Annotated in this window: 24 protein-coding genes and 1 pseudogene; 11 read left to right on the forward strand and 14 right to left on the reverse strand. The window is 70.2% G+C overall.

What is annotated here, in order from left to right:
* Window positions 1-3: 3 nt before the first annotated feature.
* Window positions 4-1,614 (reverse strand): carboxyl transferase domain-containing protein, encoded by a 1,611-nt coding sequence (locus HMPREF1529_RS06320; RefSeq protein WP_157533864.1) that lies wholly within the window; start codon window positions 1,612-1,614, stop codon window positions 4-6.
* A gap of 75 nt (window positions 1,615-1,689) precedes the next feature.
* Here HMPREF1529_RS06320 and HMPREF1529_RS06325 point away from each other — a divergent pair, with 75 nt between their 5' ends.
* Window positions 1,690-2,181, forward strand: a complete 492-nt coding sequence (locus tag HMPREF1529_RS06325; protein WP_016464177.1) for a MarR family winged helix-turn-helix transcriptional regulator — start codon at window positions 1,690-1,692, stop codon at window positions 2,179-2,181.
* Here HMPREF1529_RS06325 and HMPREF1529_RS06330 read toward each other — a convergent pair.
* Window positions 2,166-2,654 carry a MarR family winged helix-turn-helix transcriptional regulator gene (locus HMPREF1529_RS06330; protein ID WP_016464178.1) on the reverse strand — a complete coding sequence of 163 codons (489 nt, stop codon included), beginning with the start codon at window positions 2,652-2,654 and terminating at the stop codon, window positions 2,166-2,168. The genes HMPREF1529_RS06325 and HMPREF1529_RS06330 overlap by 16 nt on opposite strands.
* A 150-nt stretch (window positions 2,655-2,804) precedes the next feature.
* Here HMPREF1529_RS06330 and HMPREF1529_RS06335 point away from each other — a divergent pair, with 150 nt between their 5' ends.
* Both HMPREF1529_RS06335 and HMPREF1529_RS06340 read left to right on the forward strand, forming a co-directional pair.
* Window positions 2,805-3,131 (forward strand): DUF7882 family protein, encoded by a 327-nt coding sequence (locus HMPREF1529_RS06335; RefSeq protein ID WP_016464179.1) that lies wholly within the window; start codon window positions 2,805-2,807, stop codon window positions 3,129-3,131.
* Window positions 3,128-3,466 carry a hypothetical protein gene (locus tag HMPREF1529_RS06340; protein WP_016464180.1) on the forward strand — a complete coding sequence of 113 codons (339 nt, stop codon included), beginning with the start codon at window positions 3,128-3,130 and terminating at the stop codon, window positions 3,464-3,466. The genes HMPREF1529_RS06335 and HMPREF1529_RS06340 overlap by 4 nt, the downstream gene beginning before the upstream one ends.
* Before the next feature lie 43 nt (window positions 3,467-3,509).
* On the opposite strand, the gene HMPREF1529_RS06345 is transcribed toward HMPREF1529_RS06340, so the two are convergent.
* The gene (locus HMPREF1529_RS06345) at window positions 3,510-3,866 is read right to left on the reverse strand and encodes a hypothetical protein (protein WP_016464181.1); all 357 of its coding nucleotides are present in this window, start codon (window positions 3,864-3,866) and stop codon (window positions 3,510-3,512) included.
* Window positions 3,867-3,911: 45 nt separating this feature from the next.
* Window positions 3,912-4,514: a TetR/AcrR family transcriptional regulator gene (locus HMPREF1529_RS06350; protein ID WP_016464182.1), complete on the reverse strand. Its 603-nt coding sequence runs from the start codon at window positions 4,512-4,514 to the stop codon at window positions 3,912-3,914.
* Window positions 4,515-4,715: 201 nt separating this feature from the next.
* On the opposite strand from HMPREF1529_RS06350, the pseudogene HMPREF1529_RS06355 reads away from it, so the two are divergent.
* Both HMPREF1529_RS06355 and HMPREF1529_RS06365 read left to right on the forward strand, forming a co-directional pair.
* Window positions 4,716-6,634, forward strand: a pseudogene (locus HMPREF1529_RS06355) (beta-galactosidase).
* Window positions 6,631-7,212 carry a DUF1349 domain-containing protein gene (locus tag HMPREF1529_RS06365; protein WP_016464185.1) on the forward strand — a complete coding sequence of 194 codons (582 nt, stop codon included), beginning with the start codon at window positions 6,631-6,633 and terminating at the stop codon, window positions 7,210-7,212. Before HMPREF1529_RS06355 ends, HMPREF1529_RS06365 begins: the two are co-directional and overlap by 4 nt.
* Here the strand turns inward: HMPREF1529_RS06365 and HMPREF1529_RS06370 are convergent, their stop codons facing one another.
* The 3 genes from HMPREF1529_RS06370 to rhaI are packed head-to-tail and all read right to left on the reverse strand — an operon-like array spanning window position 7,213 to window position 11,835.
* Window positions 7,213-8,634 carry a rhamnulokinase gene (locus tag HMPREF1529_RS06370; RefSeq protein ID WP_016464186.1) on the reverse strand — a complete coding sequence of 474 codons (1,422 nt, stop codon included), beginning with the start codon at window positions 8,632-8,634 and terminating at the stop codon, window positions 7,213-7,215. It lies immediately after the preceding gene.
* Window positions 8,631-10,667 carry a bifunctional rhamnulose-1-phosphate aldolase/short-chain dehydrogenase gene (locus HMPREF1529_RS06375; protein ID WP_036282779.1) on the reverse strand — a complete coding sequence of 679 codons (2,037 nt, stop codon included), beginning with the start codon at window positions 10,665-10,667 and terminating at the stop codon, window positions 8,631-8,633. Before HMPREF1529_RS06375 ends, HMPREF1529_RS06370 begins: the two co-directional genes overlap by 4 nt.
* A gap of 1 nt (window position 10,668) precedes the next feature.
* Window positions 10,669-11,835 (reverse strand): L-rhamnose isomerase, encoded by a 1,167-nt coding sequence (rhaI, locus tag HMPREF1529_RS06380; RefSeq protein ID WP_016464188.1) that lies wholly within the window; start codon window positions 11,833-11,835, stop codon window positions 10,669-10,671.
* A gap of 85 nt (window positions 11,836-11,920) precedes the next feature.
* Between rhaI and HMPREF1529_RS06385 the strand changes: the two genes are divergently transcribed.
* Complete coding sequence (locus tag HMPREF1529_RS06385; RefSeq protein ID WP_016464189.1) at window positions 11,921-12,922, forward strand: LacI family DNA-binding transcriptional regulator; 1,002 nt, start codon at window positions 11,921-11,923, stop codon at window positions 12,920-12,922.
* Between the two features lie 24 nt (window positions 12,923-12,946).
* On the opposite strand, the gene HMPREF1529_RS15595 is transcribed toward HMPREF1529_RS06385, so the two are convergent.
* Entirely contained in the window at window positions 12,947-13,123 is a 177-nt protein-coding gene (locus HMPREF1529_RS15595; RefSeq protein WP_232212070.1) for an SDR family oxidoreductase, read from the reverse strand.
* Between the two features lie 13 nt (window positions 13,124-13,136).
* On the opposite strand from HMPREF1529_RS15595, the gene HMPREF1529_RS06390 reads away from it, so the two are divergent.
* Window positions 13,137-13,769, forward strand: a complete 633-nt coding sequence (locus HMPREF1529_RS06390; RefSeq protein ID WP_232212071.1) for a TetR/AcrR family transcriptional regulator — start codon at window positions 13,137-13,139, stop codon at window positions 13,767-13,769.
* 99 nt (window positions 13,770-13,868) lie between these two features.
* Here HMPREF1529_RS06390 and HMPREF1529_RS06395 read toward each other — a convergent pair whose 3' ends face one another.
* From HMPREF1529_RS06395 to HMPREF1529_RS06410, 4 genes are all read right to left on the reverse strand, one after another.
* Complete coding sequence (locus HMPREF1529_RS06395) at window positions 13,869-15,287, reverse strand: HNH endonuclease signature motif containing protein (protein ID WP_232212100.1); 1,419 nt, start codon at window positions 15,285-15,287, stop codon at window positions 13,869-13,871.
* Window positions 15,288-15,473: 186 nt separating this feature from the next.
* Window positions 15,474-16,826, reverse strand: coding sequence for an MFS transporter (locus HMPREF1529_RS06400; protein WP_016464192.1), 1,353 nt, complete (start codon window positions 16,824-16,826; stop codon window positions 15,474-15,476).
* A complete protein-coding gene (locus tag HMPREF1529_RS06405) occupies window positions 16,823-17,275 on the reverse strand; it encodes a MarR family winged helix-turn-helix transcriptional regulator (RefSeq protein ID WP_036282783.1) in 453 nt (150 codons plus the stop codon). The genes HMPREF1529_RS06400 and HMPREF1529_RS06405 overlap by 4 nt, the downstream gene beginning before the upstream one ends.
* A 78-nt stretch (window positions 17,276-17,353) precedes the next feature.
* Window positions 17,354-18,973, reverse strand: coding sequence for a DHA2 family efflux MFS transporter permease subunit (locus tag HMPREF1529_RS06410; protein WP_016464194.1), 1,620 nt, complete (start codon window positions 18,971-18,973; stop codon window positions 17,354-17,356).
* Window positions 18,974-19,032: 59 nt separating this feature from the next.
* Here HMPREF1529_RS06410 and HMPREF1529_RS06415 point away from each other — a divergent pair, with 59 nt between their 5' ends.
* The 4 genes from HMPREF1529_RS06415 (at window position 19,033) to HMPREF1529_RS06430 (ending at window position 23,391) form a co-directional block, all read left to right on the forward strand.
* The gene (locus HMPREF1529_RS06415) at window positions 19,033-19,914 is read left to right on the forward strand and encodes an alpha/beta fold hydrolase (RefSeq protein ID WP_016464195.1); all 882 of its coding nucleotides are present in this window, start codon (window positions 19,033-19,035) and stop codon (window positions 19,912-19,914) included.
* Between the two features lie 63 nt (window positions 19,915-19,977).
* Window positions 19,978-21,027 carry a lipoate--protein ligase family protein gene (locus tag HMPREF1529_RS06420; RefSeq protein ID WP_016464196.1) on the forward strand — a complete coding sequence of 350 codons (1,050 nt, stop codon included), beginning with the start codon at window positions 19,978-19,980 and terminating at the stop codon, window positions 21,025-21,027.
* Window positions 21,024-21,932 carry a DNA-methyltransferase gene (locus tag HMPREF1529_RS06425; protein WP_016464197.1) on the forward strand — a complete coding sequence of 303 codons (909 nt, stop codon included), beginning with the start codon at window positions 21,024-21,026 and terminating at the stop codon, window positions 21,930-21,932. The genes HMPREF1529_RS06420 and HMPREF1529_RS06425 overlap by 4 nt, the downstream gene beginning before the upstream one ends.
* Window positions 21,874-23,391 carry a carboxylesterase/lipase family protein gene (locus HMPREF1529_RS06430; protein ID WP_016464198.1) on the forward strand — a complete coding sequence of 506 codons (1,518 nt, stop codon included), beginning with the start codon at window positions 21,874-21,876 and terminating at the stop codon, window positions 23,389-23,391. The genes HMPREF1529_RS06425 and HMPREF1529_RS06430 overlap by 59 nt, the downstream gene beginning before the upstream one ends.
* Here HMPREF1529_RS06430 and HMPREF1529_RS06435 read toward each other — a convergent pair.
* Both HMPREF1529_RS06435 and HMPREF1529_RS06440 read right to left on the reverse strand, forming a co-directional pair.
* On the reverse strand, window positions 23,364-24,074 hold the full coding sequence (locus HMPREF1529_RS06435; RefSeq protein ID WP_016464199.1) for a YdcF family protein: 711 nt from the start codon (window positions 24,072-24,074) through the stop codon (window positions 23,364-23,366). The two genes, HMPREF1529_RS06430 and HMPREF1529_RS06435, sit on opposite strands and share 28 nt — an antisense overlap.
* Window positions 24,071-24,922, reverse strand: coding sequence for an alpha/beta fold hydrolase (locus HMPREF1529_RS06440; protein ID WP_016464200.1), 852 nt, complete (start codon window positions 24,920-24,922; stop codon window positions 24,071-24,073). Before HMPREF1529_RS06440 ends, HMPREF1529_RS06435 begins: the two co-directional genes overlap by 4 nt.
* Window positions 24,923-24,928: the final 6 nt, after the last annotated feature.

Raw genomic sequence — 24,928 nt, forward strand, 5'->3', positions numbered from 1 at the left:
CGATCACATCCGGAAGACGCCGTAGCCGGCGTCGGTCATCGGAGCGCGGGAGACCACGTCGAGAGCGAGTCCGAGCACGTCGCGCGTCTGCGCGGGCTCGATCACGCCGTCGTCCCAGAGTCGGGCGGTGGAGTAGTAGGGGCTGCCCTGGCGCTCGTACTGCGCGCGGATGGGTGCCTCGAATGCCGCCTTCTCATCTTCGGTCCAGGCGGTTCCGGCGGCGCTGAGCTGCTCGCCCCGCACGGTCGAGAGCACGGATGCCGCCTGTGCGCCGCCCATGACCGATACCCGCGCCCCCGGCCACAGCCAGAGGAAGCGCGGGGAGTAGGCGCGCCCGCACATGGAGTAGGTCCCGGCGCCGAACGATCCGCCCACCACGACCGTGAGCTTCGGCACGCGGGCGCAGGCGACGGCGTTGACCATCTTGGCGCCGTGCTTGGCGATGCCGCCGTGCTCGTACTCGCGCCCCACCATGAAGCCCGTGATGTTCTGGAGGAACAGCAGCGGGATGCCGCGCTGGTCGCACAGCTCGATGAAGTGCGCCCCCTTCAACGCCGATTCGGCGAACAGGACGCCGTTGTTGGCGACGATGCCGACGGGGTGGCCGTGGATGTGGGCGAAGCCGGTGACGAGGGTCTCGCCGTACTCGCGCTTGAACTCGGCGAACCGGCTGCCATCGACGATCCGGGTGATGATCTCGCGCGCGTCGTAGGGCGAGGTCAGCTCGACCGGCACCACGTCGTAGAGGGTCTCGGCGTCGTGGAGGGGCGGATCGGCCGGGCCGCGGTCGTAGGGCAAGGCAGCGGGTCGCGGCAGGGTTGCGACGATGTCGCGAACGATCTGGAGGGCGTGGTGATCGTTCTCGGCGAGATGATCGGTGACGCCCGAGATGCGGGAGTGGGTGACCCCGCCGCCGAGTTCCTCCGCGGTGACGACCTCGCCGGTCGCGGCCTTCACGAGCGGCGGCCCGCCGAGGAAGATCGTCCCCTGGTCGCGCACGATCACGGTCTCATCGCTCATCGCGGGCACGTAGGCGCCGCCCGCGGTCGAGGATCCCATCACGGCCGAGATCTGTGCGATGCCGTCGCGCGACATCCGAGCCTGGTTGAAGAAGATGCGGCCGAAGTGGTCGCGGTCGGGGAACACCTCGTCCTGGAGAGGGAGGAATGCGCCGCCGGAGTCGACGAGGTAGATGCACGGGAGGCGGTTCTCGGCGGCGACCTCCTGAGCGCGCAGGTGCTTCTTCACCGTCATCGGGTAGTACGTACCGCCTTTGACGGTGGCGTCGTTGGCGACGACCATCACGTGGCGCCCGTGGACGAGACCGATGCCGGCGATGACCCCGGCGGCGGGGGCGTCGCCGTCATACAGACCGTGCGCGGCGAGGGGGGCGAGCTCGAGGAAAGGACTGGCCCGGTCCAGCAGCAGATCGATCCTGTCGCGAGCGAGCAGCTTGCCGCGGGCGATGTGCCGCCGGTGCGCGCTCTCGGGTCCGCCCTGCGCGGCCGTCTCGCGCGCGGCGCGCAGCGTCGCCACGAGCCCGCGGTACCCGTCCGTCGTCGTCGACACGGCATCCTCGTTTCGGTTATCAAGCAGTAACCCAATCAGGAACATAGCGCCTGCGGCGGGGAATGTCCACCGTCGCGGCTGATCTGGGGTCCGTGCGCGATCGTGCGGCACAATGTTGCGATGAGCACGTCCGCCGAGCAGTCGCCGTCGTACTGGTACGTGGATGACGATGCGCGTTCGACGTCGGTCATGGAAGCCATGCGTTCCTACCGGGCCGCCGAGGTCGCGATGCGGCGAAGGACCCAGCAGTCGATGGACATGGGCGAGAACGAGCTTCTCGTCCTCCGCTTCCTCGCACGCGCGCGCCTGCGCCAAGAGGATGTGACGCCCGTCACCGTGAGCCGCTATCTCGGGATCACGTCCGCGTCCACGACCGCCCTGCTGGACCGGCTCGAGAAGTCGGGTCACATCACGCGGACCCCCAATCCGGGTGACCGCCGCAGCGTGCTCATCCGTTCCAGTGAGAAGTCCGATGACGAGGTGCGTCACACGCTCTCAGCGATGCACGAGCGCATGATGGCCGTCGTCCGCGAGATGGACGAGGATCAGCGGGACACGGTCATCCGCTTCCTCGACGCGATGCGCGTCGCGGTCGATCACATCGACGCGTAGTCGCGGGCGATCGTAGGGTCGGCGATCTCGTCGGCGGCGTCGGTCGCGGCATCCAGGAACGAGGCCACGGCCGCGCGTCCTTCCTCGGACAGGCGGTCGATGGCTGTCGCCACGCGGTCCTCGAAGGCGTCGACAAAGGTCGCGACCTCGGCTGCCGCGCGCGCGGTCGGAGCGATGAGGATGCTGCGCCGGTCGGTGGGATGGTTGACGCGCTGAACGCTCCCGAGACGCTCCAGCCGGTCGAGGAGTGCTGTCGTCGACGCGGAGCTGATGCCGAGGTGGCGCGAGATCTCGCTCGGCTTGACGTCGGTGCCCGCGCGGTCGCAGGCCAGAACGTACTGAAGGATGCGCAGCTCGTTCTCGCCGAGGGCGGCATGGGTGCGCACGCGCTGATGCATCTGCGCGTCGGCCGCTCTGAAACGCGCCAGGGCGTCCAGCACGGAGGTTGCGTCGGACGTGTGTGCGGTCGTCACCTCGCTCACCTCCCAGAAGAAGTCGTCGCCGAAAAGCTACGGTGCCACCAATATAGCTCATGAATTATCTCGCTTGACTAACTACTTATTTGCGGAATAACCTTTCTCGTAACCGACCGGGCGCAACGCACCACACCGAGGGGAGTCACGATGGGACGCATGTACTACGGCAACAGCTCCGACGCGATCGAGATCGAAGATGTCGACCTCGCCCATCTGCGGATGGTCGCGATGACCAAGCTCCGCAGGTCGGAGGGCTTCAGCCTGTCGTTCTCGTCGCCCGCCGACGGTCGGACGGCTCTGTGGGTGCACAGCGCGATTCCCCTGCGCTTCGAGTTCGACGACGCGGAGCCGATCCGCCTCGATCCGGCACGCGTGAACGAGATCGCCCAGGCGGCGGCTTCGGCGGCTGGAGTGGTGATGGAGCGTGCGCTGACCACCGCCCCGTCGCGCGCGGAGCTGGCGGCCGTCGCATGAGCATCATCGCTCCCGCGTCGCCGGGGCGCGTCACCTGGGCTCGCGTCAGCGAGGGCTTCTTCGTCGCCTCGCGTGCCGGCGACTACGTGGGCTGTGTGGAGGCCACGCCCGACGGTCACTTCGTCGGCTTCGACTCGCGATCGACCCCGGTGGGCCGCTACGGGAGCCTTGCGGAGGCCCAGCGCGCTGTGTTCACCGCGCACGCGGTGCGGCCCGAATCCGGTGTCGAGTCGTCGCCGCGGGCGCAGGTGCTGTGGCAGACGGCGGCAACGGTGAGCGGTGTCGTCGCGCTGGGAGCCTTGGCGACCGCCGTCCTCACGACTCCTCTGATCTAGACCGCGTGATCTCGACCGCGAGATCCCAGGGGCCTTGCGATGCTCAGACTTCGGCGGCGGTTGCCTCGGCGATGGCCTGCTCGGTGCGTCCCTGCAGGTAGCCGCACAACTCGGCGAGGTCGGACAGATCTGCTGACAGTCGCGCAACGCCCGTGGCATCGAGGTCGAAACCCTCGGTCCGGGGCTCGAACGTCACCATCCACCGCGGGTGGCCGTCGGCGATGACCGGCTGGATGTAGGTGACCGTGGACGCGTTGCTCAAGGCGACGACGACGAGGCCGGAGTCCGGTCCCGGAGTGAAGTCCTTCTCGAGAACCGATACGGAGGAGGCCTCGACGTTGCGGTCCTCGAGGTAATCGCGCACCCATGAGGCGACCGTTTCCTGATTGCGATAGGGCATGCGGCCTCGATTCTCGGCTTCAGCGTGCCGGAAGGCACAAACCCATTATGCCGCCCGTGGTCGCAGTGCACTCGACAGAAGCAGGGACATGGCCGCCACGGGGTCCGAATCATCGGCGAGCCAGCGGATCTGAATGCCCTCCCACCCCGTGATGACCAGAGCCGCCAGGGCGGTGTCGTCGCTGACTGGCGGATCGATCCTCCCGGCGGCGCGATCGGCCGCGATCGCGGCGGCGTAGTCGGCGACGACGCGAGCGTAGCGCTGCCGGAGCCAGTCGTGTGCCTCGTGTCCCGGGTAGGTCGCCTCCGCCGAGACGATGGAGAACATGCGCACCAGCTCTCGGCGATCGAGGTTGCGCTCGACGATACCCAGCACGGTCGGGATGAGGCCGTCGCGACGGGTGCGTGCGAGGAAGTCGGCGTCTGCGGCATCCTCCTGCTCCAAGACGGCTGCCAGCAGCGACACTTTCGTCGGGAAGTGATGCATGACCGTCGTCAGGCCGAGCCCCAGCTCGGCGGCGATCTGGCGCAGCGAACCTCCGCGGTAGCCGTGGGCGCTGAAGATCGCCGTCGCCGACGCGATGATCTCCGCGCGCCGTTCGGCCGACTTCGCGTACGGACCGCGGCGAGCCGGAGTCGGGGTCGTCATGGCATGACAGCGTACCGTGGCGCCCGTTGAAAAAACCGTGCATGTGCACGATATTCGAGATAGGATGCCGTCATGGCAACGCAGGCACGGGAGTATCGCTGGGTCCGAGACGGAGCGACGGGGGCGCGGCGCATGCGCTATGGCGCCGACTACAACCCCGAGCAGTGGTCGCGCGACGTCTGGGCCGAGGACATGCGTCTGATGCGCGAGGCCGGCGTGAATGTCGTGTCGCTCGCCATCTTCTCCTGGGCGCTGCTGGAACCGCGTCCGGGCGAATACGACTTCACCTGGCTCGACGAGGTCATCGATCTGCTGCACGAGAACGGCATCGACGTCGACCTCGCCACGGCGACGGCCTCGCCTCCGGCCTGGCTGTCGCAGCGGCATCCCGAGATCCTTCCGCACACCGAGGACGGCACCGTGCTGTGGCCGGGTGCCCGCCAGCACTGGCGGCCCACCTCTCCCGTGTTCCGCGAGCACGCGCTGCGACTGGTGCGCGCCCTCGCCGAGCGCTACCGCGAGCATCCTGCGATCATCGCCTGGCACATCTCGAACGAGCTGGGCTGCCACAACATCTACGACTACTCCGATGACGCCGCCCGCGCCTTCCGCGGCTGGCTTCGGCAGCGCTACGGCATGCTCGATGCTCTCAACGACGCGTGGGGAACGGCCTTCTGGTCGCAGCACTACACCGAGTGGGATCAGATCCTGCCCCCGCGCACCGCGCCCACGCACCGCAATCCCGGCCAGCGGCTCGACTTCGAGCGCTTCTCCTCGGATGCCGTCCGCGATCACCTCCGCGCCGAGGCCGCCGTGCTCGCCGAGGTGACACCGGACATCCCGTTCACGACCAACTTCATGGTCGCCCAGAACGTGCGCGACATCGACTACCCCTCGTGGGCGGGCGACGTCGACTTCGTCTCCAACGACCACTACCTGCGTCCCGGGGAGGCAGGCCGTGACGACCTCTCCTTCTGGGCGAACCTCACCGGCAACATCGCCGAGGGGCGGCCGTGGTTCCTCATGGAGCATGCGCCGAGCGCGATCAACTGGCGCGAGGTGAACCCGCCCAAGCGGCCGGGCGTGCTGCTGCGCGACGCGCTCACCCACGTCGGGCACGGCGCCGATGCGGTGTGCTTCTTCCAGTGGCGGCAGTCCCGCGCCGGGGGCGAGCGCTACCACTCCGGAATGGTGCCGCACGCCGGCGAGCACAGCCGCGTCTTCCGCGACGTCGCCGCGCTCGGCGCGCGCCTGGGTGAGCTGTCGGCGGTCACGGGGACGCGCCGGGAGCGTGCCCGCGTCGCCGTCGTCTTCGACTACGAGTCCTGGTGGGTCAGTGGGCGCGACTCGCACCCCACCGACGCGATCCGCTACGACGACGAGACGCTGGCCTGGTATCGGGCTCTGCTCGATCTGGGCGTGCGTGCCGACGTCGTTCCGGTCTCGGCATCCCTCGACGACTACGACGTGGTCATCGCGCCGATGCTGCACGTCGTGCCCGACGCGCTGCGCACCCGGCTGGAGGATGTCGTCGCGGCGGGCGCCATCTCGTGACGACGTACTTCTCCGGCATCGTCGACGAGCACGACCGGGTGTGGCTCGGGGGCTACCCGGGTGCCCTGCGCGACGTCCTCGGCGTGACGGTGGAAGAGTTCGTGCCTCTTCTGCCCGAGGAGTCGTCCCTGCTCACCTCCGGCGCCCGAGCGGCGCACTGGAGCGAGCGGATCGCCCGCGTCGGCGCCGACGTCGAGGTGCTGGACACCTACGCGGCGGGCGACCTCGCCGGGATGCCGGCCGTCACCCACCGCCGCGTCGGCGCCGGGTCGGCGACCTACGTCTCCGCCGACCTCGGCCGGGAGGGCACCCGCGCTCTGCTCGAGCGTCTCGCCGGTGAGATCGACGCGCTCGCAGCCGACCCGTTCGCGGCGGGAGGCCGGCTCGAGGTCATCGTCCGCAGGGACGAGGCGATCCGGCACGTGTTCCTCGTCAACCGCACCGACGAGGAGGTCGTCATCGATGTCGCCCGCGTCGCGCCGCGCGGGGTCGAGGTGCTGACCCTGCACGCGGGCCCGGCGGATGCCGCCGCCGTCGGTGCCGGGCACGGCAGGATGGACGCATGAGGGAGCGCATCGCCTGGGACGGCGGAACGTGGACGACCCCGCCGGCTGCCGTGAGCGCGCGGGGCGACGCGCTGGTCGTCACGGCCGTCGAAGGCAGCGATGCGTGGCGTCGCACCGCGTACGGCTTCATCCACGACACCGAGCACGCGTTGATCGCGCCGCTGCCGGTCGGCACGGCGATGGAGGTCGTCTTCGAGGCCGACTTCACGGCGCAGTTCGATCAGGCGGGACTGTTCGTTCGCGCAGACGAGGAACGCTGGATGAAAGCCGGAGTCGAGAACGCCGACGGTGTGCTCGGGGTCGGCGCCGTCGTGACCGACACGATGTCGGACTGGTCGGTCGGCGCCGTACCGGAGTGGGCGGGGCGGCCACTGCGCGTACGAGTCAGCCGCGGCGAGGACGCCCTCACGGTGCGCGCCGGTGTCGACGGCGAGCCGATGCGACTGGTACGGGTCGCTCCGTTCCGCGGCGACCTCGACGCGCAGGCGGGACCGATGGTGTGTGCGCCGACGCGTGCCGGCCTCGAGGTCGTGTTCACCGAGTGGCTGCGCACCGACGCCGACGCGTCGCTGCACTGATCACGCCTGCGGTTCGTATCGTCGCAGCTGCTGGGTGCGCGCGACGAGGTCTCGCAGCTCCTCCAGCTCGCCGGTGATCATGCCAGCCGTGCGCGCCTGGACCAGGATGTTGCCGAGCGCCGTCGCCTCGACCGGTCCCGCGACCACCGGCAGGCCGCACCGGTCGGCCGTGCGCTGACAGAGCAGTTCGTTGAGCGCACCCCCGCCGACGAGATGTACGGTGCGCACGTCCACGCCGCCCAGCCGGGAGGTCGTCGCCACGGCATCCGCGAAGGCCTGCGCGAGCGATTCGACGATCGCGCGGACGTAGGCGGCACGCGTGCGAGGCGGGGCCACGCCGTGCTCGTCGCACCACGCGTCGATGCGGGCCGGGATGTCGCCGGGGGCGAGGAAGCGGGGGTCGTCGACGTCGAACACGGGCGCGGCGGATGCCGGGACCTGCGCCGCGGCGGCCAGCAGCGTCCCCAGATCGAGTTCCTCTCCGCCGCGCGACCAGCCGCGGACGCTCTCGCTGAGGATCCACAGCCCCATGACGTTGTGCAGCAGGCGCACGCGCCCGTCGACGCCCCCCTCGTTGGTGACGTTCGCCGCGCGCACCGCGGGGGTGAGGACGGGATGGGCGACCTCGACGCCGACCAGCCCCCACGTTCCGCACGAGATGTACGCGGCGGCATCGGCGCGCATGGGGACCGCCACGACCGCGGATGCCGTGTCGTGCGAGCCCACCGCGACGACGGGAGCCGCACCGCCCACGACCGCCTGGACGGAGGGCAGCAGCTCGCCGATCCGCTCGCCGGGAGCGATGAGGGCGGGAAGCAGCGCGCGGGGCAGTCCGAGAGCGGCCACGAGCTCGTCGTCCCAGCGTCGGTGTCGAGCATCGAGCAGACCCGTCGTCGACGCGTTGGTGAGTTCGGCGCGGCGCGCGCCGGTGAGCCAGAAGGCGATGAGATCGGGCATCAGCAGCAGTGTGTCGGCGACCGCCACCAGCTCGGGCAGCTCAACGGCCAGCTGGTACGCCGTGGTGAACGGCAGGAACTGGAGCCCGTTGCGGGCGAACAGCTCGTCGCGCGCGATGGTGGCCTCCACCGACGCGACACCGCGCGCGGTGCGCTCATCGCGATAGTGGAACGGGATGCCGAGCAGGCGGCCCTCCCGCAGCAGCGCGTAGTCGACCGCCCACGAGTCCACCCCGATGCTCGTCAGCTGCGGCTCGGCGCGGAACGCCTCGCGCAGCCCCCGCACGGATGCGGCATAGAGACCTGCGGCATTCCAGTGCAGGCCGTTGCCGAGACGGATCGGATCGTCCGGAAATCGCGCCACCGTCTCGGCGTCGAGGATGCTGCGGCCGACCCGGCCGAGCACGACCCGCCCGCTGGTCGCCCCCAGATCGATCGCGGCGACCGCCCGCGCAGTGCCGCTCATCGCAGGAACGCGGCCGCGACACCCGAGTCGACCGGGACGTGCAGGCCGGTGGTGCGCGACAGCTCCGGCCCGGTGAGGACGTACACCGCGTCGGCGACGTTCTCGGGGACGACCTCGCGCTTGAGGATCGTGCGGTTGGCGTAGAACTGGCCGAGGTCCTTCTCGTCGACGCCGTAGGTCGCGGCGCGGTTGGCGCCCCAGCCGGCGGCGAAGATGCCCGAGCCGCGCACGACGCCGTCGGGGTTGATGCCGTTGACGCGCACCCCGTGCTCGCCGAGCTCGACCGCGAGCAAGCGGACCTGGTGCGCCTGGTCGGCCTTGGCCGCGGAGTAGGCGATGTTGTTCGGCCCGGCGAACACGGAGTTCTTCGACGAGATGTAGATGACGTCTCCGCCCATCCCCTGCTCGATGAGGGCCTTGGCTGCGGCCTTCGCCACGAGGAACGAGCCCTTGGCCATGACGTCGTGCTGCAGGTCCCAGTCGTTCTCGGTGGTCTCCAGCAGCGGCTTCGAGAGCGAGAGCCCGGCGTTGTTGACGACGAGGTCGACGCCGCCGAAGGCGAGGACCGTCTCGTCGATCGCAGCCTGAACGGCCGCGGCATCAGCGACGTTCGCCGCGACGCCGATCGCGACATCAGGCCCGCCCAGCTCCGCCGCGGCGGCCTGGGCCTTCTCGAGGTCGAGGTCGGCGACGACGACGCACGCGCCCTCCGCCGCGAGGCGTCTCGCGATCGCCTTGCCGATGCCCGAAGCCGCTCCCGTGACGAACGCGATGCGACCCTGGTGGCTCTTCGGCTTCGGCATCCGCTGGAGCTTGGCCTCTTCGAGCGCCCAGTACTCGATGCGGAACTTCTCGGCATCCGAGATCGGGGTGTACGTGGAGACCGACTCGGCCCCGCGCATGACGTTGATCGCGTTGACGTAGAACTCGCCCGCCACGCGCGCCGTCTGCTTCGTGGCGCCGTAAGAGAACATGCCGACGCCGGGCACCAGCACGATGAGCGGGTCGGCGCCGCGCATCGCGGGGCTGTCGGCATCGGCGTGCGCGTCGTAGTACGACCGGTAGTCGACGCGGTAGTCATCGACCAGCTCGTGCAGGCGGCCGAGCTGATCATCGAGCGAGGCGGTGGCGGGCAGGTCCAACAGCAGCGGCTTCACTTTGGTGCGCAGGAAGTGGTCGGGGCAGCTGGTGCCCAGCGCGGCCAGGCGCGGCGCCGACGCGGACGCGAGGAAGTCCAGCACGGTGTCGCTGTCGGTGAAGTGACCGAGCATCGGACGCTCCGTCGAGACGAGACCGCGGATGGTGGGCGCGAGCGCTGCCGCACGGGCACGCCGCTCCGCGACGGGAAGCGCGTGGTAGCCGTCCCGAACTCCTCCGAACGGAGCCGGATCGCCGTGTTCGGCGAGGTAGGCGGCGGCCTCCCCGATGATCATGGAGGAGTTGCGCTCGGCCTCAGCGCTGGTCTCGCCCCACGCCGTGATGCCGTGGCCGCCGAGGATCGTGCCGATCGCCTGCGGATTCTCGGCCTTGATCGCGGCGATGTCGATTCCCAGCTGGAAGCCGGGGCGCCGCCAGGGCACCCAGACCACGCGATCGCCGAAGATCGCGCGGGTGAGGGCCGGGCCGTCGGCGGCGGTGGCGATCGCGATGCCGGCATCGGGATGCAGGTGGTCGACGTGCGCGGCATCCACGAGCGCGTGCATGGCGGTGTCGATCGAGGGGGCCGCCCCGCCGCGCCCGTGCAGGCAGTAGTCGAACGCGGCGACCATCTCGTCTTCGCGCTCGATGCCGGGGTAGACGTCGACGAGTGCGCGCAGGCGATCGAGGCGCAGCACCGCGAGCCCGCTCTCGGTGAGGGTGCCGAGATCGCCGCCCGACCCCTTGACCCACAGCAGATCGACCGGCGCGCCGGTGACGGGGTCGATGTCTGTGCCCTTGGCAGACGTGTTGCCGCCGGCGTAGTTCGTGTTCGCGGGGTCGGCGCCCAGGCGGTTGCTGCGGGCGAGGAGCGCGGCGACGGTGGGGTTCGTCATCTCAGGCACCCCATCCCGCCTGCGCGCCGCCGACGCGCTCGGCAGCGATGCGTTCTGCGTATCCGGATGCCGCGTAGGCGGCCATCGGGTCGGCGGGAAGTCCTCGCCCCTCACGCCACGCGGCCAGCTGCGGTCGAACGTCGGTCTGGAAGGCGTCCATCATGAGGGCGTTGGCCGCCAGTACGTCGTTCGCCGCCTGCGCAGCGCTCAGCGCCTCCCGATCGAGCAGGAGTGCGCGTGCCGTCATCTCCTGCACGTTGAGCACCGAGCGGATCTGGCCGGGGATCTTGTCTTCGATGTTGTGGCACTGATCGAGCATGAATGCGACATCGGGACTGTTCAGACCGCCGCCGCGGATGACCTCCACGAGGATCCGGAAGAGCTGGAAGGGGTCCGCCGCCCCGACGATGAGGTCGTCGTCGGCGTAGAACCGGCTGTTGAAGTCGAACGAGCCGAGCCGGCCGAGGCGCAGCAGCTGCATGACGATGAACTCGATGTTGGTGCCGGGGGCGTGGTGGCCGGTGTCGAGGCACACCATCGCCTTCTCGCCCAGCGCCGCCACCTGCACGTAGGAGGTGCCCCAGTCGGGAACGTCGGTGTGGTAGAAAGCCGGCTCGAAGAACTTGTACTCCAGCACGAGGCGCTGGTCGTCGCCGAGGCGCGCGTAGATCTCCTGCAGCGAGTCGTGGAGGCGATCCTGGCGGGCGCGCATGTCGTTCTGGCCCGGGTAGTTGGACCCCTCGGCCAGCCAGATCTTCAGATCGCGCGAGCCCGTGGCATCCATGATGTCGATGCAGGCGAGGTGGTGGTCGACGGCCTTGCGGCGGATGCGCGCGTCGTGGTGCGTCAGCGCGCCGAACTTGTAGTCCTCGTCCTGGAAGGTGTTCGAGTTGACGGTGCCCAGGCGCACGCCGTGGTCCTCGGCGTGGCGGCGCAGCGCACCGTAGTCGTCGACCGCGTCCCAGGGGATGTGCAGCGCGACGCTCGGGGCGAGGCCCGTGTGGTGGTGCACCTGGGCGGCATCCGCGATCTTCTCGAAGGGGTCTCGCGGTGTGCCCGACGTGGCGAAGACGCGGAAGCGGGTGCCGGAGTTGCCGAATGCCCAGGAGGGCAGCTCGATGGCCTGTTCGGCGAGGGTGGACAGGTTCTCTGGTGACAGCGACGTCATGCTCGGACTTCTCTCGACAGCGACTTGAATCGTTTCAAACGCTAGTGTCGTTGAAACGATTCGTCAAGGTCGGCAGGGAGGGAAGATGGGCGTCAGTGTCAAAGACGTCGCCGCCGCCGCCGGCGTCTCGGTGGGCACCGTCTCCAATGTGCTCAATCGGCCCGAGAAGGTCGCCGCCGACACCGTCGCCCGCGTTCAGCAGGCCATCGCGCGTCTCGGGTTCGTACGCAACGACGCGGCGCGCCAGCTGCGCGCCGGCCGCAGTCGCTCGATCGGTCTCGTCGTGCTCGACATCGCCAATCCCTTCTTCGCCGAGGTCGCCCGCGGGGCGCAGGAGCGCGCCGCGGCCGAGGGGCTCGCGGTGCTGCTGGGCGACAGCGATCATCTGCGCGACCGGGAGGAGGCCTACCTCGAGCTGTTCCGTGAGCAGCGCGTCAACGGCGTGCTACTCACCCCGACCGTGCGTGACGCCGCGCGTCTCGAGCGGCTGCGGGCCGCGGGCATCCCGGTGGTGCTCGTGGACGCGGAAGACCACGACCTCGGTGCGCCTTCCGTCGCGGTCGATGACGTCGAGGGGGGATTCCTCGCGGCCGCTCACCTGCTCTCGCTCGGACGTCGTCGGTTGGCCTTCGTCGGCGGGCCTGCCGACGTGCGCCAGGTCGCCGACCGGCTCGCCGGCGCTCACCGGGCGCTCGCCGCCGCGCCGGATGCCGCGCTCGAGGTCATCGACGTCGACGCTCTCACGGTGCGTGCCGGGCGCCGCGTCGGCGACGCGCTCGCTGCCCGCCCGCCCGCGCAACGGCCCGATGCCGTGTTCTGCGCCAACGATCTCCTCGCTGTCGGGCTGCTGCAGGGGGCGGCGATTCTCGGCGGCATCCGGGTTCCCGAAGAGCTCGCCCTCATCGGCTACGACGACATCGACTTCGCGGCGACGGCCGTCGTGCCGCTCTCCTCCGTCCGCCAGCCGGCGCGGAGGATGGGGGCGACCGCGGTGGAGCTGCTGCTCGAGGTGATCGCGGATTCCACCGCGACGCGCGCCGTGCGCTTCCGCCCCGAACTGGTGAGGCGAGACTCCACCGACGCGTGAAGAGCGCGTGAGAAACGGCACCCGTCAGAGGGTCGTCATCCCGCCGTCGACGGCAAAGATAGCTCCGGTCGCGAAGGCCGCGTCGTCCGACGCGAGAAACGTCATGATCCCGCAGACATCGTCGGGGGTACCGGCCCGGCCGAGCGGGATGCGGCCGATGATCGCGTCGCGTGCGCGCGGGTCGCTCGTGATGGTCGACACGAGGGAGGTCTCCGTGTACGCAGGGACGACGGTGTTCACCCGGATGCCAGGCGGGTACCGCGCCGGATCGCTGCGGGAGATCGCTCAACGCGTCGGGATGAGTGAAGCGGGACTGCTGCATCACTTCAAGAACAAGAGCACACTGCTGCTGGCCGTGCTCGACCATCGCGACGAACAATCGCGCCAGATCGTCAACTTCGACGACGCGGACGGCGTCGAGACGTTGCGCGCGCTGGTGAAACTCGCGCGGTACAACGCGTCGATCCCGGGTGTCATCGAGCTCTTCTGCACGCTGTCGGCCGAGGCGACGTCGCCGTCGCACCCGGCCCACGAGTATTTCCTGCGCCGATACGAGTACGTGCGAGAGAGCATCACGGTGGCGTTTCGGAGGATCGCCGACGAGGGGCGGCTGATCCGCGAGATCGATCCGTATCGGGCGGCCGTCGCGACCACGGCGATGATGGACGGGCTGCAGGTGCAGTGGCTGCTGGATCCGACGTCCACCGATATGGCCGACGCCCTGGCAGAGTTCTTCCGCGGCTACGTGCGCGGGTACGACCTCGACGCGCTCGAGCAGCTGCTCGACGCGCGCGCCGCCGGATCCCTCGTGAACGGCGAGGGTGCCGGCGCGGTCGCCTCGCTGTGAAGCGGGTTGCCGTCACTGCTGACGCGCCCGGGTACGTGCCCGCCGTCGTGCGCGTCGTCGCGCAAGCGGTGACTGCTCGCTGACATGTGCCCATCTCGCTCAGAACGGGGGCGGATCCTCGGTCGCGGGAACGAACCTCACCAGTGACGGTGGCCGGTCGGTGTAGCGGCGCCCCGTGGGGCCGGTCCACTCGAGTGTTCCGCCACCGAGATGCCGCACACGCCAGGCGGTGTGGTGTTTCATCGTGTGGTGGCGTCGGCAGAGGTGCGCCAGGTTCTCGTGGGCGGTCGCGCCGCCGTCTGCCGCTGCGGTCGTATGGTCGCGGTCGCATCCGTGGGCCGGCCGGGTGCAACCGGGCGCGCGGCACCGTTCGTAGCGCGCGGCGAGGTAGCGGGAGAGTTCCGCGCTGGGGCGATAGCGGTCGACGGCGACCGGGATGCCGGTGTGCGGATCGGTGAACACACGATCCCAGCCGGGTGCCAGCCCCGCGAGTCGGCGGACGATCGCCGGGTCGATGGGTCCGTGACCCGCCAGCATGGCAGGTCCGCCCGCGGGGTCCCCGGCGAGAGTCAATGCGGGGACCGTCACCTGGATGCGAGCGCTGATGGCGTCCACGCCCGCACCGGTGGCGGTCGTCGATGGTGCTGCGGTCAGCAGCAGGTCGCCGAAGACGTCGGCGCGAACCTGCGCGAGGGTGCGGCGCTCCGCGTCGGCGGATCGGCTGGTGACGACGGTGTCGGCATCGTCGCCTCGGGCTCGCCGGGGCTCGCCGCACGCATCCTTGGAAGTGTCGGTGTCGGTGTCGGTGTCGATCCGGTCGACGATCGTCCGCGCGCGTGTCGTGAGCGAGTCGTAGATCGCGTACGCGATCGGCGCGGGCAGGTCGGCGATGAGTCTGGCCATGCCGTCGTCGAGGTCGAAAAGGCGCACGGATCGCTCGTCCGCTGCCCGGTGCACGGCCTCGTCGAACGCCGCCGGGTCGATGGTCGCCGCGATGGCTTTCGCCGCCTGGGTCATTCGCGAGGGAGATTCCGTCCGTGCCGCCTCGAGCGCGAGGGTTTCGAAGCGGGCGCGATCCTCGCTCGTCCGCAGCACCGCGCCCGCTCGCGCGATGGCCCAGGCATGGCCGGCGTCGATCTCGCCATCGGCCCATGACGCGTGGGTGCGAGGAAACAGCGTGGTCAGCAGATACGCCTCGGACATCCGTCGCTGCACGCCCCGGTCTGAGGCGCGCATCGCCATGCCCAACTCCAGCGCCACTTCGCGAAGCGGCAGGTCCGCGTCGCTCGACCGGAGGAGTGAGCTGCCCTGCTGCTGAGCCTCTTGTCGCAGCAACGCGGTCCGATCCGCGACCAGTCCGACCGCGTCGGCCAGCAGTCGAGCTTCCTCGGCCTGGACTTCGGCTATCCGCCGCCGCGCATCCAGCACATCGGCGACCAGCCGGTCCAGCGCCGGCCACGGCGTATCGAGCACACGGCCAATGTCGGCCACGTCTTCCCGGTGCGCGCTCACGTGCATCATCCCCTCGCTCCGGACAGGCCGGAAGCGCAGAACCCGCATCAGGATCGGGGGGATACGCGGGGCTTCTCTCCTTCAATAATAGAACAAAGATTCGAATATTGCAATCGACAATTGGCACATGTCGTGATTCGCGACGGGGTGCGATGCATGATGGGTGGCGGCAGAGGCCGGTTCGTGGTGGTGCTACCGCCGTGTCGGATCGGGCAGCGAGATCGGCGTCGTTCCCGCCACTTCGTCGCTGAACTCCTCCGGGGTCACGATCGACAGGGGCCGGGTCTCGTCCAGCGAGAGGGCGAAGCGGCGCGACTCGTGACGGTGCAGGCGCCCCGACCACAGCAGCCATCCGAAGCCGACGGCGAAGGCGACGAATGCCGCCGCGGCCCCGAGCAGGATGGCGGCACGCGCCCCGTACTCCGCGGCCACCCAGCCGACGATGGGAGCGCCGATCGGCGTGCCGCCCATGAGGATTGCCATGTACAGCGCGAGCACGCGCCCGCGCAGCGCCGGATCGGTCGTCGTCTGCACGTAGCCGTTGGCCGTCGTCAGCGTCGTGACCACCGAGAACCCGGTGAACATCAGCGTGATGGCGTACAGCCAGTAGTCCGGCATGAACGCCGAGACCGTTCCCGCGACCGCGAACATGCCGGTGCCCACGATCACGAGACGCATCCGCGCACGATCCCGCCGGGCGGCCAGCAGGGCCCCGGCGAGTGAGCCGATGGCCAGGATCGAGCTCAGCAGCCCGTAGCCGTCGGCATCCCGTCCGAACTCGAGGGCCATCGTCGAGGCGAAGATGGGGAAGTTCATGCCGAAGGCGCCGAGCAGGAACACCATCACGAACGTCACGATGAGGTCGGGGCGGCTGCCGACATAGCGGAAGCCGTCGGCCAGGCGCGACGCGCCGGGCGCGGTGATGCGCGGCACGAGCTCGTCGGAACGGATCAGTCGCAGGGCCACGATCATCGCGAGGAACGTCACCGCGTTGACCAGGAAGACCCAGCCGGTGCCGACCGCGACGATGACGACGCCGGCGGCGGCGGGCCCGATCATCCGGGCACCGTTGAAGGATGCCGCGTTCAGCGCCACCGCGTTCGAGGCGTTCTCGCGGTCGACGAGATCGGACACGAACGCCTGGCGCGTCGGGTTGTCGAAGGCGGCCACGAGGCCCAGCGCGAAGGCGAAGACGTACATGAGGGGCAGCGTCATGACGCCGCTGAGGATCAGGATGCCGATGGTCGCACCGAGCACCAGCAGCGAGCTCTGCGTCACCATCAGCAGCCGCCGCCGCTCGAACCGGTCGGCGACCCAGCCCGTCACGCTCACCAGCAGCAGGGGAGGCGCGAACTGCAGTGCCATCGTCACGCCCATCGCCCCGGCGTCGTTGTGCGTGAGCTGCGTGAGCACGACCCAGCTGAGAGCCGTGGCCTGCATCCACGCGCCGATGTTGGACACCAGTGCGCCGATGAACCAGATGCGATAATTGAAGACCGAGAACGAGCGGAACATCGCGTTCGATGCGCGGGGGGACGAACTCATCTGGCGGCCACCTCCCGCATCAGTTCGGCGGCGGAGCGCAGCACGTCGCGCTGCGACGGCGTCAACTCTGCCAAGGCGTCTTCGAGCCACGAGTCGCGGCGCCGGACGGTCTCTTCCACGACCGAGCGGCCCGCGTCGGTGAGCGCGATGTTGACCTTGCGACGGTCGTCGGTGTCGGTGGTGCGCGTGAGGTAGCCCGACTCCTCCAGGCAGTTGACCGTGCGGTTCATCGACGGCGCCGAGACGCGCTCCCGGTCGGCGAGCTCGCCGAGGGTGTGCTGCCCGTGCACCGACAGGGCGGCGAGCACGGCGAACTGCGCGTCGCTCATGGTGTCGACCGCCCGCTGGGAGCGAAGTCGTCGTGCCAGACGGAAGGTCGCCATGCGCAGATCTGCGGCGGGTGAGGACAGGGCGGGTGCGGCGGGTGCGGGCGTGCTGTCGGTGCTCATGCTGATACTTAGCATAGCTCATTAGTCTTGCTAAGTATCACGTGGACGGTGTCAGGCGGATGCCGCCGGCGCCGGTTCTCAGCTCCGCACGGGCGGCTCCTCGGCATCCGTCTCGCCTCGCCGCCGCTCGCGGCCCAGCGGAATGGTCGCGAGAAGTCCCACCACCAGGAAGCCGGCCGCGGTGAACGCCGACAGTCGCGTCGCATCGGAGAACGCCGCCTTCGCGTCAGCGGCGATCGGCGCGGTCGCCGGGTTCGCGGCGAGGCCCGCGATGGCGCCGCCGGAGCTGTCGACGACGGCCGACACGATCTGATCGCGCTGCTGCGGCGGCAGGCCGCGGTCGTCGAGCGACGACGACAGGATGCCGGCGGTGCCGGTGAACAGCACCGTTCCGAGGATCGCGATCCCCAGCGCCGAGCCGACCTGTCGGGCCGTCGACTGCGTCCCCGACCCCTGTCCGGACAGCTCGACCGGCACGTCCTGCAGGATGACTCCGGTCAGCTGCGCCGTGGCGAGTCCCACGCCGAAGCCGTAGACGAACAGCGCGGGCAGCAGCCACAGCCAGGCCGACTGCGTCCCGGCATCCGCGCCGACGACGAGGCCCGCCGCGACCACGCCCACGATCTCGGCGACGAGTCCGGCGCGGACGATCAGCACCGCGCTGACCTTGCCGTTGGAGGCTCCCGCGAACCCGCTGGCCACGAACGAGCCCGCGGCGAGCGCGATGAGGATGAGGCCGGTCTGCAGGGCGTCGAATCCGAGGACGAACTGCAGCCACAGCGGCAGCGACAGGATGATCCCGAACTCGCCCAGCGCCACGACGAGCGCGGCGATGTTGCCGCTGCGGAAGCTCGCGATGGAGAAGAGGCGGGGATCGAGCAGGGTCGGTCGTCCCCGACGCGCCTGGCGCCGCGACCACGTCACGAAGCCCACCGCCGCCAACAGTGCCAGCGCGAAGGCGACCGGTACGGGCGAGACGGAGAACGGCCAGCTCCAGCCGGCGACGGTGAACGGGGCGTCGACGTCCCACCATCCGAGGGTGCGGCCTTCGATCAGTCCGAAGACGAGCGCTCCGAAGAGGAGGACCGACAGCACCGCGCCGAGCGCGTCGATCGCGGGCGCGTTCTGGGCGCGCGACTCGCCCACCGCCCACAGCACGCCGATCGCGATGATCACGCCGAGGGGGATGTTGATGCCGAAGGCCCACCGCCACGAGAACGAGGTCGTCAGCCAGCCGCCGAGGAGGGGCCCCACCGCCGCCATTCCGCCGATCGTCGACCCCCAGACCGCGAAGGCGATGCCGCGCTCACGACCCTGGAAGGTCGCGTTCAGCAGCGACAGCGTGCTGGGCAGCATCATCGCACCGCCGACGCCCTGCACGAGACGGGCGAGGATCAGCAGGTCGCCCGTCGGCGCGAACGAGGCGATCACCGACGCGACCGTGAACAATGCGACGCCGATCAGCAGCAGGCGTCGCCGTCCGATGCGGTCGGCGAGCGACCCGAACAGCAGCAGCAGCGCGGCGAACACGAGCGTGTACGCCTCCTGCACCCACTGCACCTGTGTGGAGGTGATCCGCAGGTCGTCGACGATCGCCGGAATCGCGACGTTGACGATCGTCGAGTCCACGATGATCAGCGCGACCGCGAGGCTGATGAAGACCAGGCCGATCCAGCGGCGTGACGTGACGTCCTTCATGAATAGCTAGCTTATCTAGCAATTTTCCGGCTGCCAACCGCCGGTCCTAGACTCGGGCCATGGCAGCGGCGCAGCGCGAGGAACGTTCCTTCATCGATCCTCACGGCATCCGCACCATCTACGACGTCTACGAGCCGGGCGGCGACGCCGCCCGCGTCCGCGGCGTCGTGCAGATCCTCCACGGCGTCGGGGAGCACGCGGGCCGCTACGCCCACGTCGCCGAGGCGCTCACGGCCGCCGGCTATCTCGTCTACGCCGACGATCACCGCGGGCACGGGCGCACCGGCCTGGAGCAGCACGGAGGCGACGTGCGCCGGCTGGGTCGACTCGGCCCCGGTGGGCTTCGGGCCGCCGTCGCGGCCTGCGCTCAGTTGAGCAGCATCATCCGCGCCGACCACCCCGGGCTGCCCCTCATCCTCGTCGGGCACTCGTGGGGCTCGTTCCTCGCGCAGATGCTGCTCGACCGGCATCCGCGGGACTACGACGCCGTCGTCCTCACCGGCTCGGCCCTGCGCTGGCCCGGAGCCCTGAACTCGGGTGACCTCAACGCGCCGTGGAAGGCGCCCGATGCGATGGGATCGGAGTGGCTGTCCTCCGACCTCGCGGTCGGCCGCGCGTTCCTCGACGACCCGCTGACGACCTCGGAGCCGCTCGCGAAGCTCTTCGGGCCGCTCGACACGCTGCGCCTGATCGGCAAGCCCGCGAAGAACCTTCCCCGCGACGTGCCGCTGTTGCTGATGATCGGGCGCGACGACACCGTCGGCGGTCCGCGCAGCATCCACCGTCTCGCCGAGGCGTACCGGCGGCGCTCCGGCCTCACCGACGTCACGACACTCATCTACCCCGACATCCGCCACGAGGTGTTCAACGACGTGACACGCGACGAGGTGATCGCGGACCTGATCGCATGGATCGACCGGCACCTGCTGCACGCGGCGTGACAGCCCGATCGCGTCGCGCCGACGGTGCGCCGGAGGGCTGCCTCGACCTCGTACGCTGGAGTCATGCACGGGGAGTACAAGGTTCCGGGCGGCAAGCTCGTCGTCGTCGACCTCGAGGTCGATAGCGGGCGCATCGCCGATTTCCACCTCGCGGGGGACTTCTTCCTCGAGCCCGACGACGCGTTGGCCGACATCGACGCCGCCGTCACCGGGCTTCCCGTGGAGACGGATGCCGCGGGCATCGCGGCCGCCGTCCGCGGGGCGCTGCCCGACGGTGCGCAGCTGCTCGGGTTCACGCCCGAGTCGGTCGGCACGGCCGTGCGCCGGGCGCTCGTGACCGCTCCCGGCTGGCGCGACTTCGAGTGGGAGGTCGTGCACGAGAAGGCGGTCTCGCCCGCCATGAACCTCGCGCTCGACGAGGTGCTCACGACGCGGGTGGGCGAGGGGCGACGCAAGCCGACCCTGCGTATCTGGGAGTGGAACGAGTCGGCCGTCGTGATCGGCTCGTTCCAGTCGTACCGCAACGAGGTCGACCCCGAGGGCGCGGCGCGGCACGGATTCGACGTCGTGCGGCGCATCTCCGGCGGTGGCGCCATGCTGATGGCGGCGGGCTCGATCGTCACCTACTCGCTCTACGTGCCCGCCGCGCTCGTCGCCGGCCTCACCTTCGCGGACTCCTACGCGTTCCTCGACGACTGGGCCCTGCAGGCGCTGCGCTCGCTCGGCGTGGATGCCGTGTACCAGCCGCTCAACGACATCGCCTCGCCGGCCGGAAAGATCGGCGGCGCCGCGCAGAAGCGGCTCGCGAACGGCGGCGTACTGCATCACGCGACACTGTCGTACGACATGGACGGTCAGGTGATGACCGAGGTGCTGCGCATCGGCCGCGAGAAGCTCAGCGACAAGGGCACCGTCTCGGCGGCCAAGCGCGTCGACCCGCTGCGGAGCCAGACGGGACTGCCGCGCGAGGCGATCATCGAGCGGTTCATGCAGACGTTCTCCACGCTCTATGGCGCCGAGCCCGGTTATATCACCGAAGAGGAATATGCCGAGGCCGAGGCGCTCGTCGAGGAGAAGTTCTCCACCGACGCGTGGCTGCACCGCGTTCCGTGACCCACGCACCGGCATCCGGCACCGTCGACGTTCCCGGCGCCGTCGAGATCCACCATGGCGACAACCTCGCGGTCGCGCGCGCACTCCCGGATGCCGCGTTCACCCTGATCTACCTCGATCCGCCGTTCAACACGGGACGGCTCCAGGGCAAGGCGATCGAGTCCGCCGACCGCGGGGGCGTGCGCGGCGAGGTCAAGACCGGCTTTCGCGGCACGAGCTACGCGCGCCTGCGCGGCGATCTGCGCCGCTACGACGACCGTTTCGACGACTACTGGGAGTTCCTGGAGCCGCGCCTGCGGGAGGCGTGGCGACTGCTCGCCGCCGACGGCACCCTCTACGTGCATCTCGACTATCGCGAAGCCCACTACGCGAAGGTGCTGCTCGATGCGCTCTTCGGGCGCGAGTGCTTCCTCAACGAGCTGATCTGGGCCTACGACTACGGCGCGAAGAGTCGTCGCCGGTGGCCGACGAAGCACGACACGATCCTGGTCTACGTGAAGGACCCGCGCGGATACTGGTTCGACTCGGATGCCGTCGACCGCGAGCCCTACATGGCGCCCGGTCTCGTCACGCCCGAGAAGGCGGCCCGCGGCAAACTTCCCACCGACGTGTGGTGGCACACGATCGTGCCGACCAGCGGTCGCGAGAAGACGGGCTATCCCACGCAGAAACCGGAAGGCATCCTTCGCCGGATCGTTCAGGCCTCCAGCCGACCCGGTGACCGCGTGCTGGACCTGTTCGCCGGCAGCGGCACCACGGGAGCGGTGTGCAGTGCGCTGGGGCGCGACGCGGTGCTCGTCGATGACAACCCCGAGGCGATCGCGGTGATGCGCCGGCGCATGCCGCATGCGCACATCGTGGCGCCGGGCCGCGGTCGCCCGTGCCGTGATCAGCCCGTGCCATGATCAGACCGTGCAGAGCGATCCCGAGATCCTGATCACCGCCGGACGTGTGCGCGGCCGCTGGCGGACAGCGGCGGACGGGAGCCGATCGGCCGCGTTCCTCGGCATCCCGTTCGCGGAGGCGCCGGTGGGAGAGCGGCGTTTCGCCGCGCCGGTGCGCGTCGCGGCGTGGGAGGGCACACGGGATGCGGGCGCGTTCGGGGCGACGGCGCAGCGCGGCGACCCCGGGATCACCCTCATCCCCGAGCCCAGCATCCCCGGCGACGGCACACTCAACGTCAATGTCTTCACTCCCGACCCGGGGGCCGGCGGACTTCCGGTGCTCGTGTGGATCCACGGGGGAGGCTTCTTCTCCGGCTCGCCCGCCAGCCCCTGGTACGACGGACGTGCCTTCGCGCGCGACGGCGCCGTGACCGTGACGATCTCGTACCGGCTCGGCGTGGACGGCTTCGGCCACATCGACGGTGCGCCGTCCAACCGTGGCGTGCGCGACTGGCTCGCGGCGTTGGAGTGGGTGCAGGAGAACATCGCGGCCTTCGGCGGCGATCCCGCGCGCGTGACGATCGCCGGCCAGTCGGCCGGCGGCGGTGCCGTGCTGACCCTCCTCGGGATGCCGTCGGCACAGCACCTGTTCTACCGGGCGTGGTCGCTGTCGGGCGCTCTCGGCGACGTGGAGCCCGAGCGGGCTCGCACCCTCACCGCCGCCATCGCGGCCGCAGCCGGGGTGGCCGCCGACCGCGACGGGTTCGCATCGATCCCCGAAGAACGACTGCTCGCCCTGCAGAAGCAGGCGACCGCGATCGACCCGAAGGCGGCAGCGCAGACGCTGGCAGCCGGCCTCGCTCTCGGTCCCGAGATCGACGGCGAGCTGCTGCCGCGCGCGACGGGCGCCTCGTTCGCGGCGGGGGTGGGGGCGGACAAGCCGCTCGTGCTGGGCACGGCCGACGACGAGTTCACGATGATCTTCGCGGGCGCGCCCCGGGCGTTGCGCTGGGTGCCCGCGAGCATCGTTCTCGGCCGTCTCGGACTGGAGCGAGGGCGCCGCCGCGCCTACCTCGCGGCCAACCGCGACGTCGTCGCGCACGGCACCGCGCGTGTGGCCGGCCGCTACCTCACCGACCACATGTTCCGGGAGAAGAATGTGCAGCTCGCCGATGCGCGCGGTGCGGCGCCCACCTGGATGTACCGCTTCTCGTGGCCGTCGGGACGCTTCGGATTCGCCGAGCACTGCCTCGATGTGCCCTTCTTCTTCGACTGCCTGGATGCCGAGGGCATCGCCCCGCTGGCCGGCGACGAGCCGCCGCAGACGCTCGCCGACGCGGTGCACGCCGACGCGGTCGCCTTCATCGCCGGCGGCGATCCCGGATGGGACAGGTGGAGTGCGGCGCAGCCGGCGCGGATCTACGACGTACCGGTCTCGGAGCGGGTCGGCGCCTACGCGTCGGTCGCACCGCTGCGCTGACCACCCGCGAACGCACCGTCGTCCGCACCGGTACGCGCACGCGCGCCTTCGACCGGTCGGTTCGCGGCTGCCATGGCGGCGGCGCGGCCGGCCGACCGCGCTGCGACGGCGTCGTAGAAGGTGAGCGCGAGTCGGAGGGGGCCGAGCTCGAGCGGGCGGAAGTCGCGGGTGCGGCGCAGGCGCTCCCACAGCCGCGGGTCGAGCTCGCGCAGGTAGCCGCGAGCGCGGTGGGCGTGCGCCGTGTTCGAGGCGATGCGGATGGTGCGGGCCTCGCGCAGCCACGGCAGGCTGAACGACAGGTTCTCCCGTGTACTCTCGGCCGCCGCCTCGATGGCGACGGCATCCGGTTCCACGCCGAGGCGGAGGGTCGCGTGGCGCGCCATCACGACCGCCTCCGGCTCGCTCCCGCGTACGGTGCCGCCCGAGAAGACGAACAACGCCCCGGGTGCGGGTGGGGCCGAGCGCACCGCGATGCGCGTCCGCCACGCCTGCAGAGCGTTGAGGCGACCGTCCTCGCGCGAGCGGAAGCCCAGCACGAGCACCACATCGCGCCCGTCGGTCGGGCCGATGGTCGGGCTGGCGGGGTAGGCGCGGCGGGAGGTGCGCCACGCCTGCACCTCACCGAACGCGAGCACGGCCGCACCCGCCGCCGCGAGCCACGGCATCCACCCGAGGGGTCTCATGTGCTCAGGAAGGCGAGCAGCGCCTCGTTCACCTCGGCGCCGTGGGTGCGCAGCAGCCCGTGCGGGGCGCCGTCGATCTCGACGTAGGTGAGCGCCGTGCCCTCCGGGATCAGATCCTTGAAGCGCCGGGCCGTCTTGTCGATCGGAAGGATGTTGTCGGCGGTGCCGTGCAGGATCATCGTCGGGACGGTGATCGCCGGGATGTCGCCGCGGAAGTCTGTCGGCCACGTCAGGGGAGCGGCGGCGATCGCGGCGTTGCCGGCCTGGTTCGCGACCTGCACGGAGGCGTCGACGGCCTCCTGCGAGATCCGCCGACCGAGGAGGTCGTCGAGGTTGTAGAAGTCGCGGAAGAAGCCCGTGAGGAACGCGGCACGATCGGCGACGACCGCCGCCGCGGTGTCGTCGAAGAAGGCCTGGTCGCCGGCGCCGTCGGGATTGTCGTCCGTGATCAGCAGGAACGGCTCGAGCGAGCCCAGGAAGGCCGCCTTCGCGATGCGCGCCGTTCCGTAGCGGAAGAGGTAGCGGGCGATCTCGCCCGTTCCCATCGAGAAGCCGACGAGAACGACGTCGTCGAGGTCGAGGTCTTCGATGAGCGCGTGCAGGTCGGCGGCGAAGGTGTCGTAGTCGGAGCCCGAGGCCGTCTTGCTCGAGGCCCCGAAGCCCCGGCGGTCGTATGAGATGACGCGGTACCCGGCGTCGCGCAGAGCGCGCTGCTGCAGGTCCCACGATTCGCCGTTCAGCGGGAAGCCGTGGATCAGCACCACCGGCTGAGCCTCAGACGGACCGTGATCGGTGTAGAAGATCTCGATGTCGGTCGAGTTCTCGGTCCCGACGGTGATGTAGGCCACGAGCGC

The sequence above is a fragment of the Microbacterium sp. oral taxon 186 str. F0373 genome (genome assembly GCF_000411455.1).
Lineage (GTDB): Bacteria > Actinomycetota > Actinomycetes > Actinomycetales > Microbacteriaceae > Microbacterium.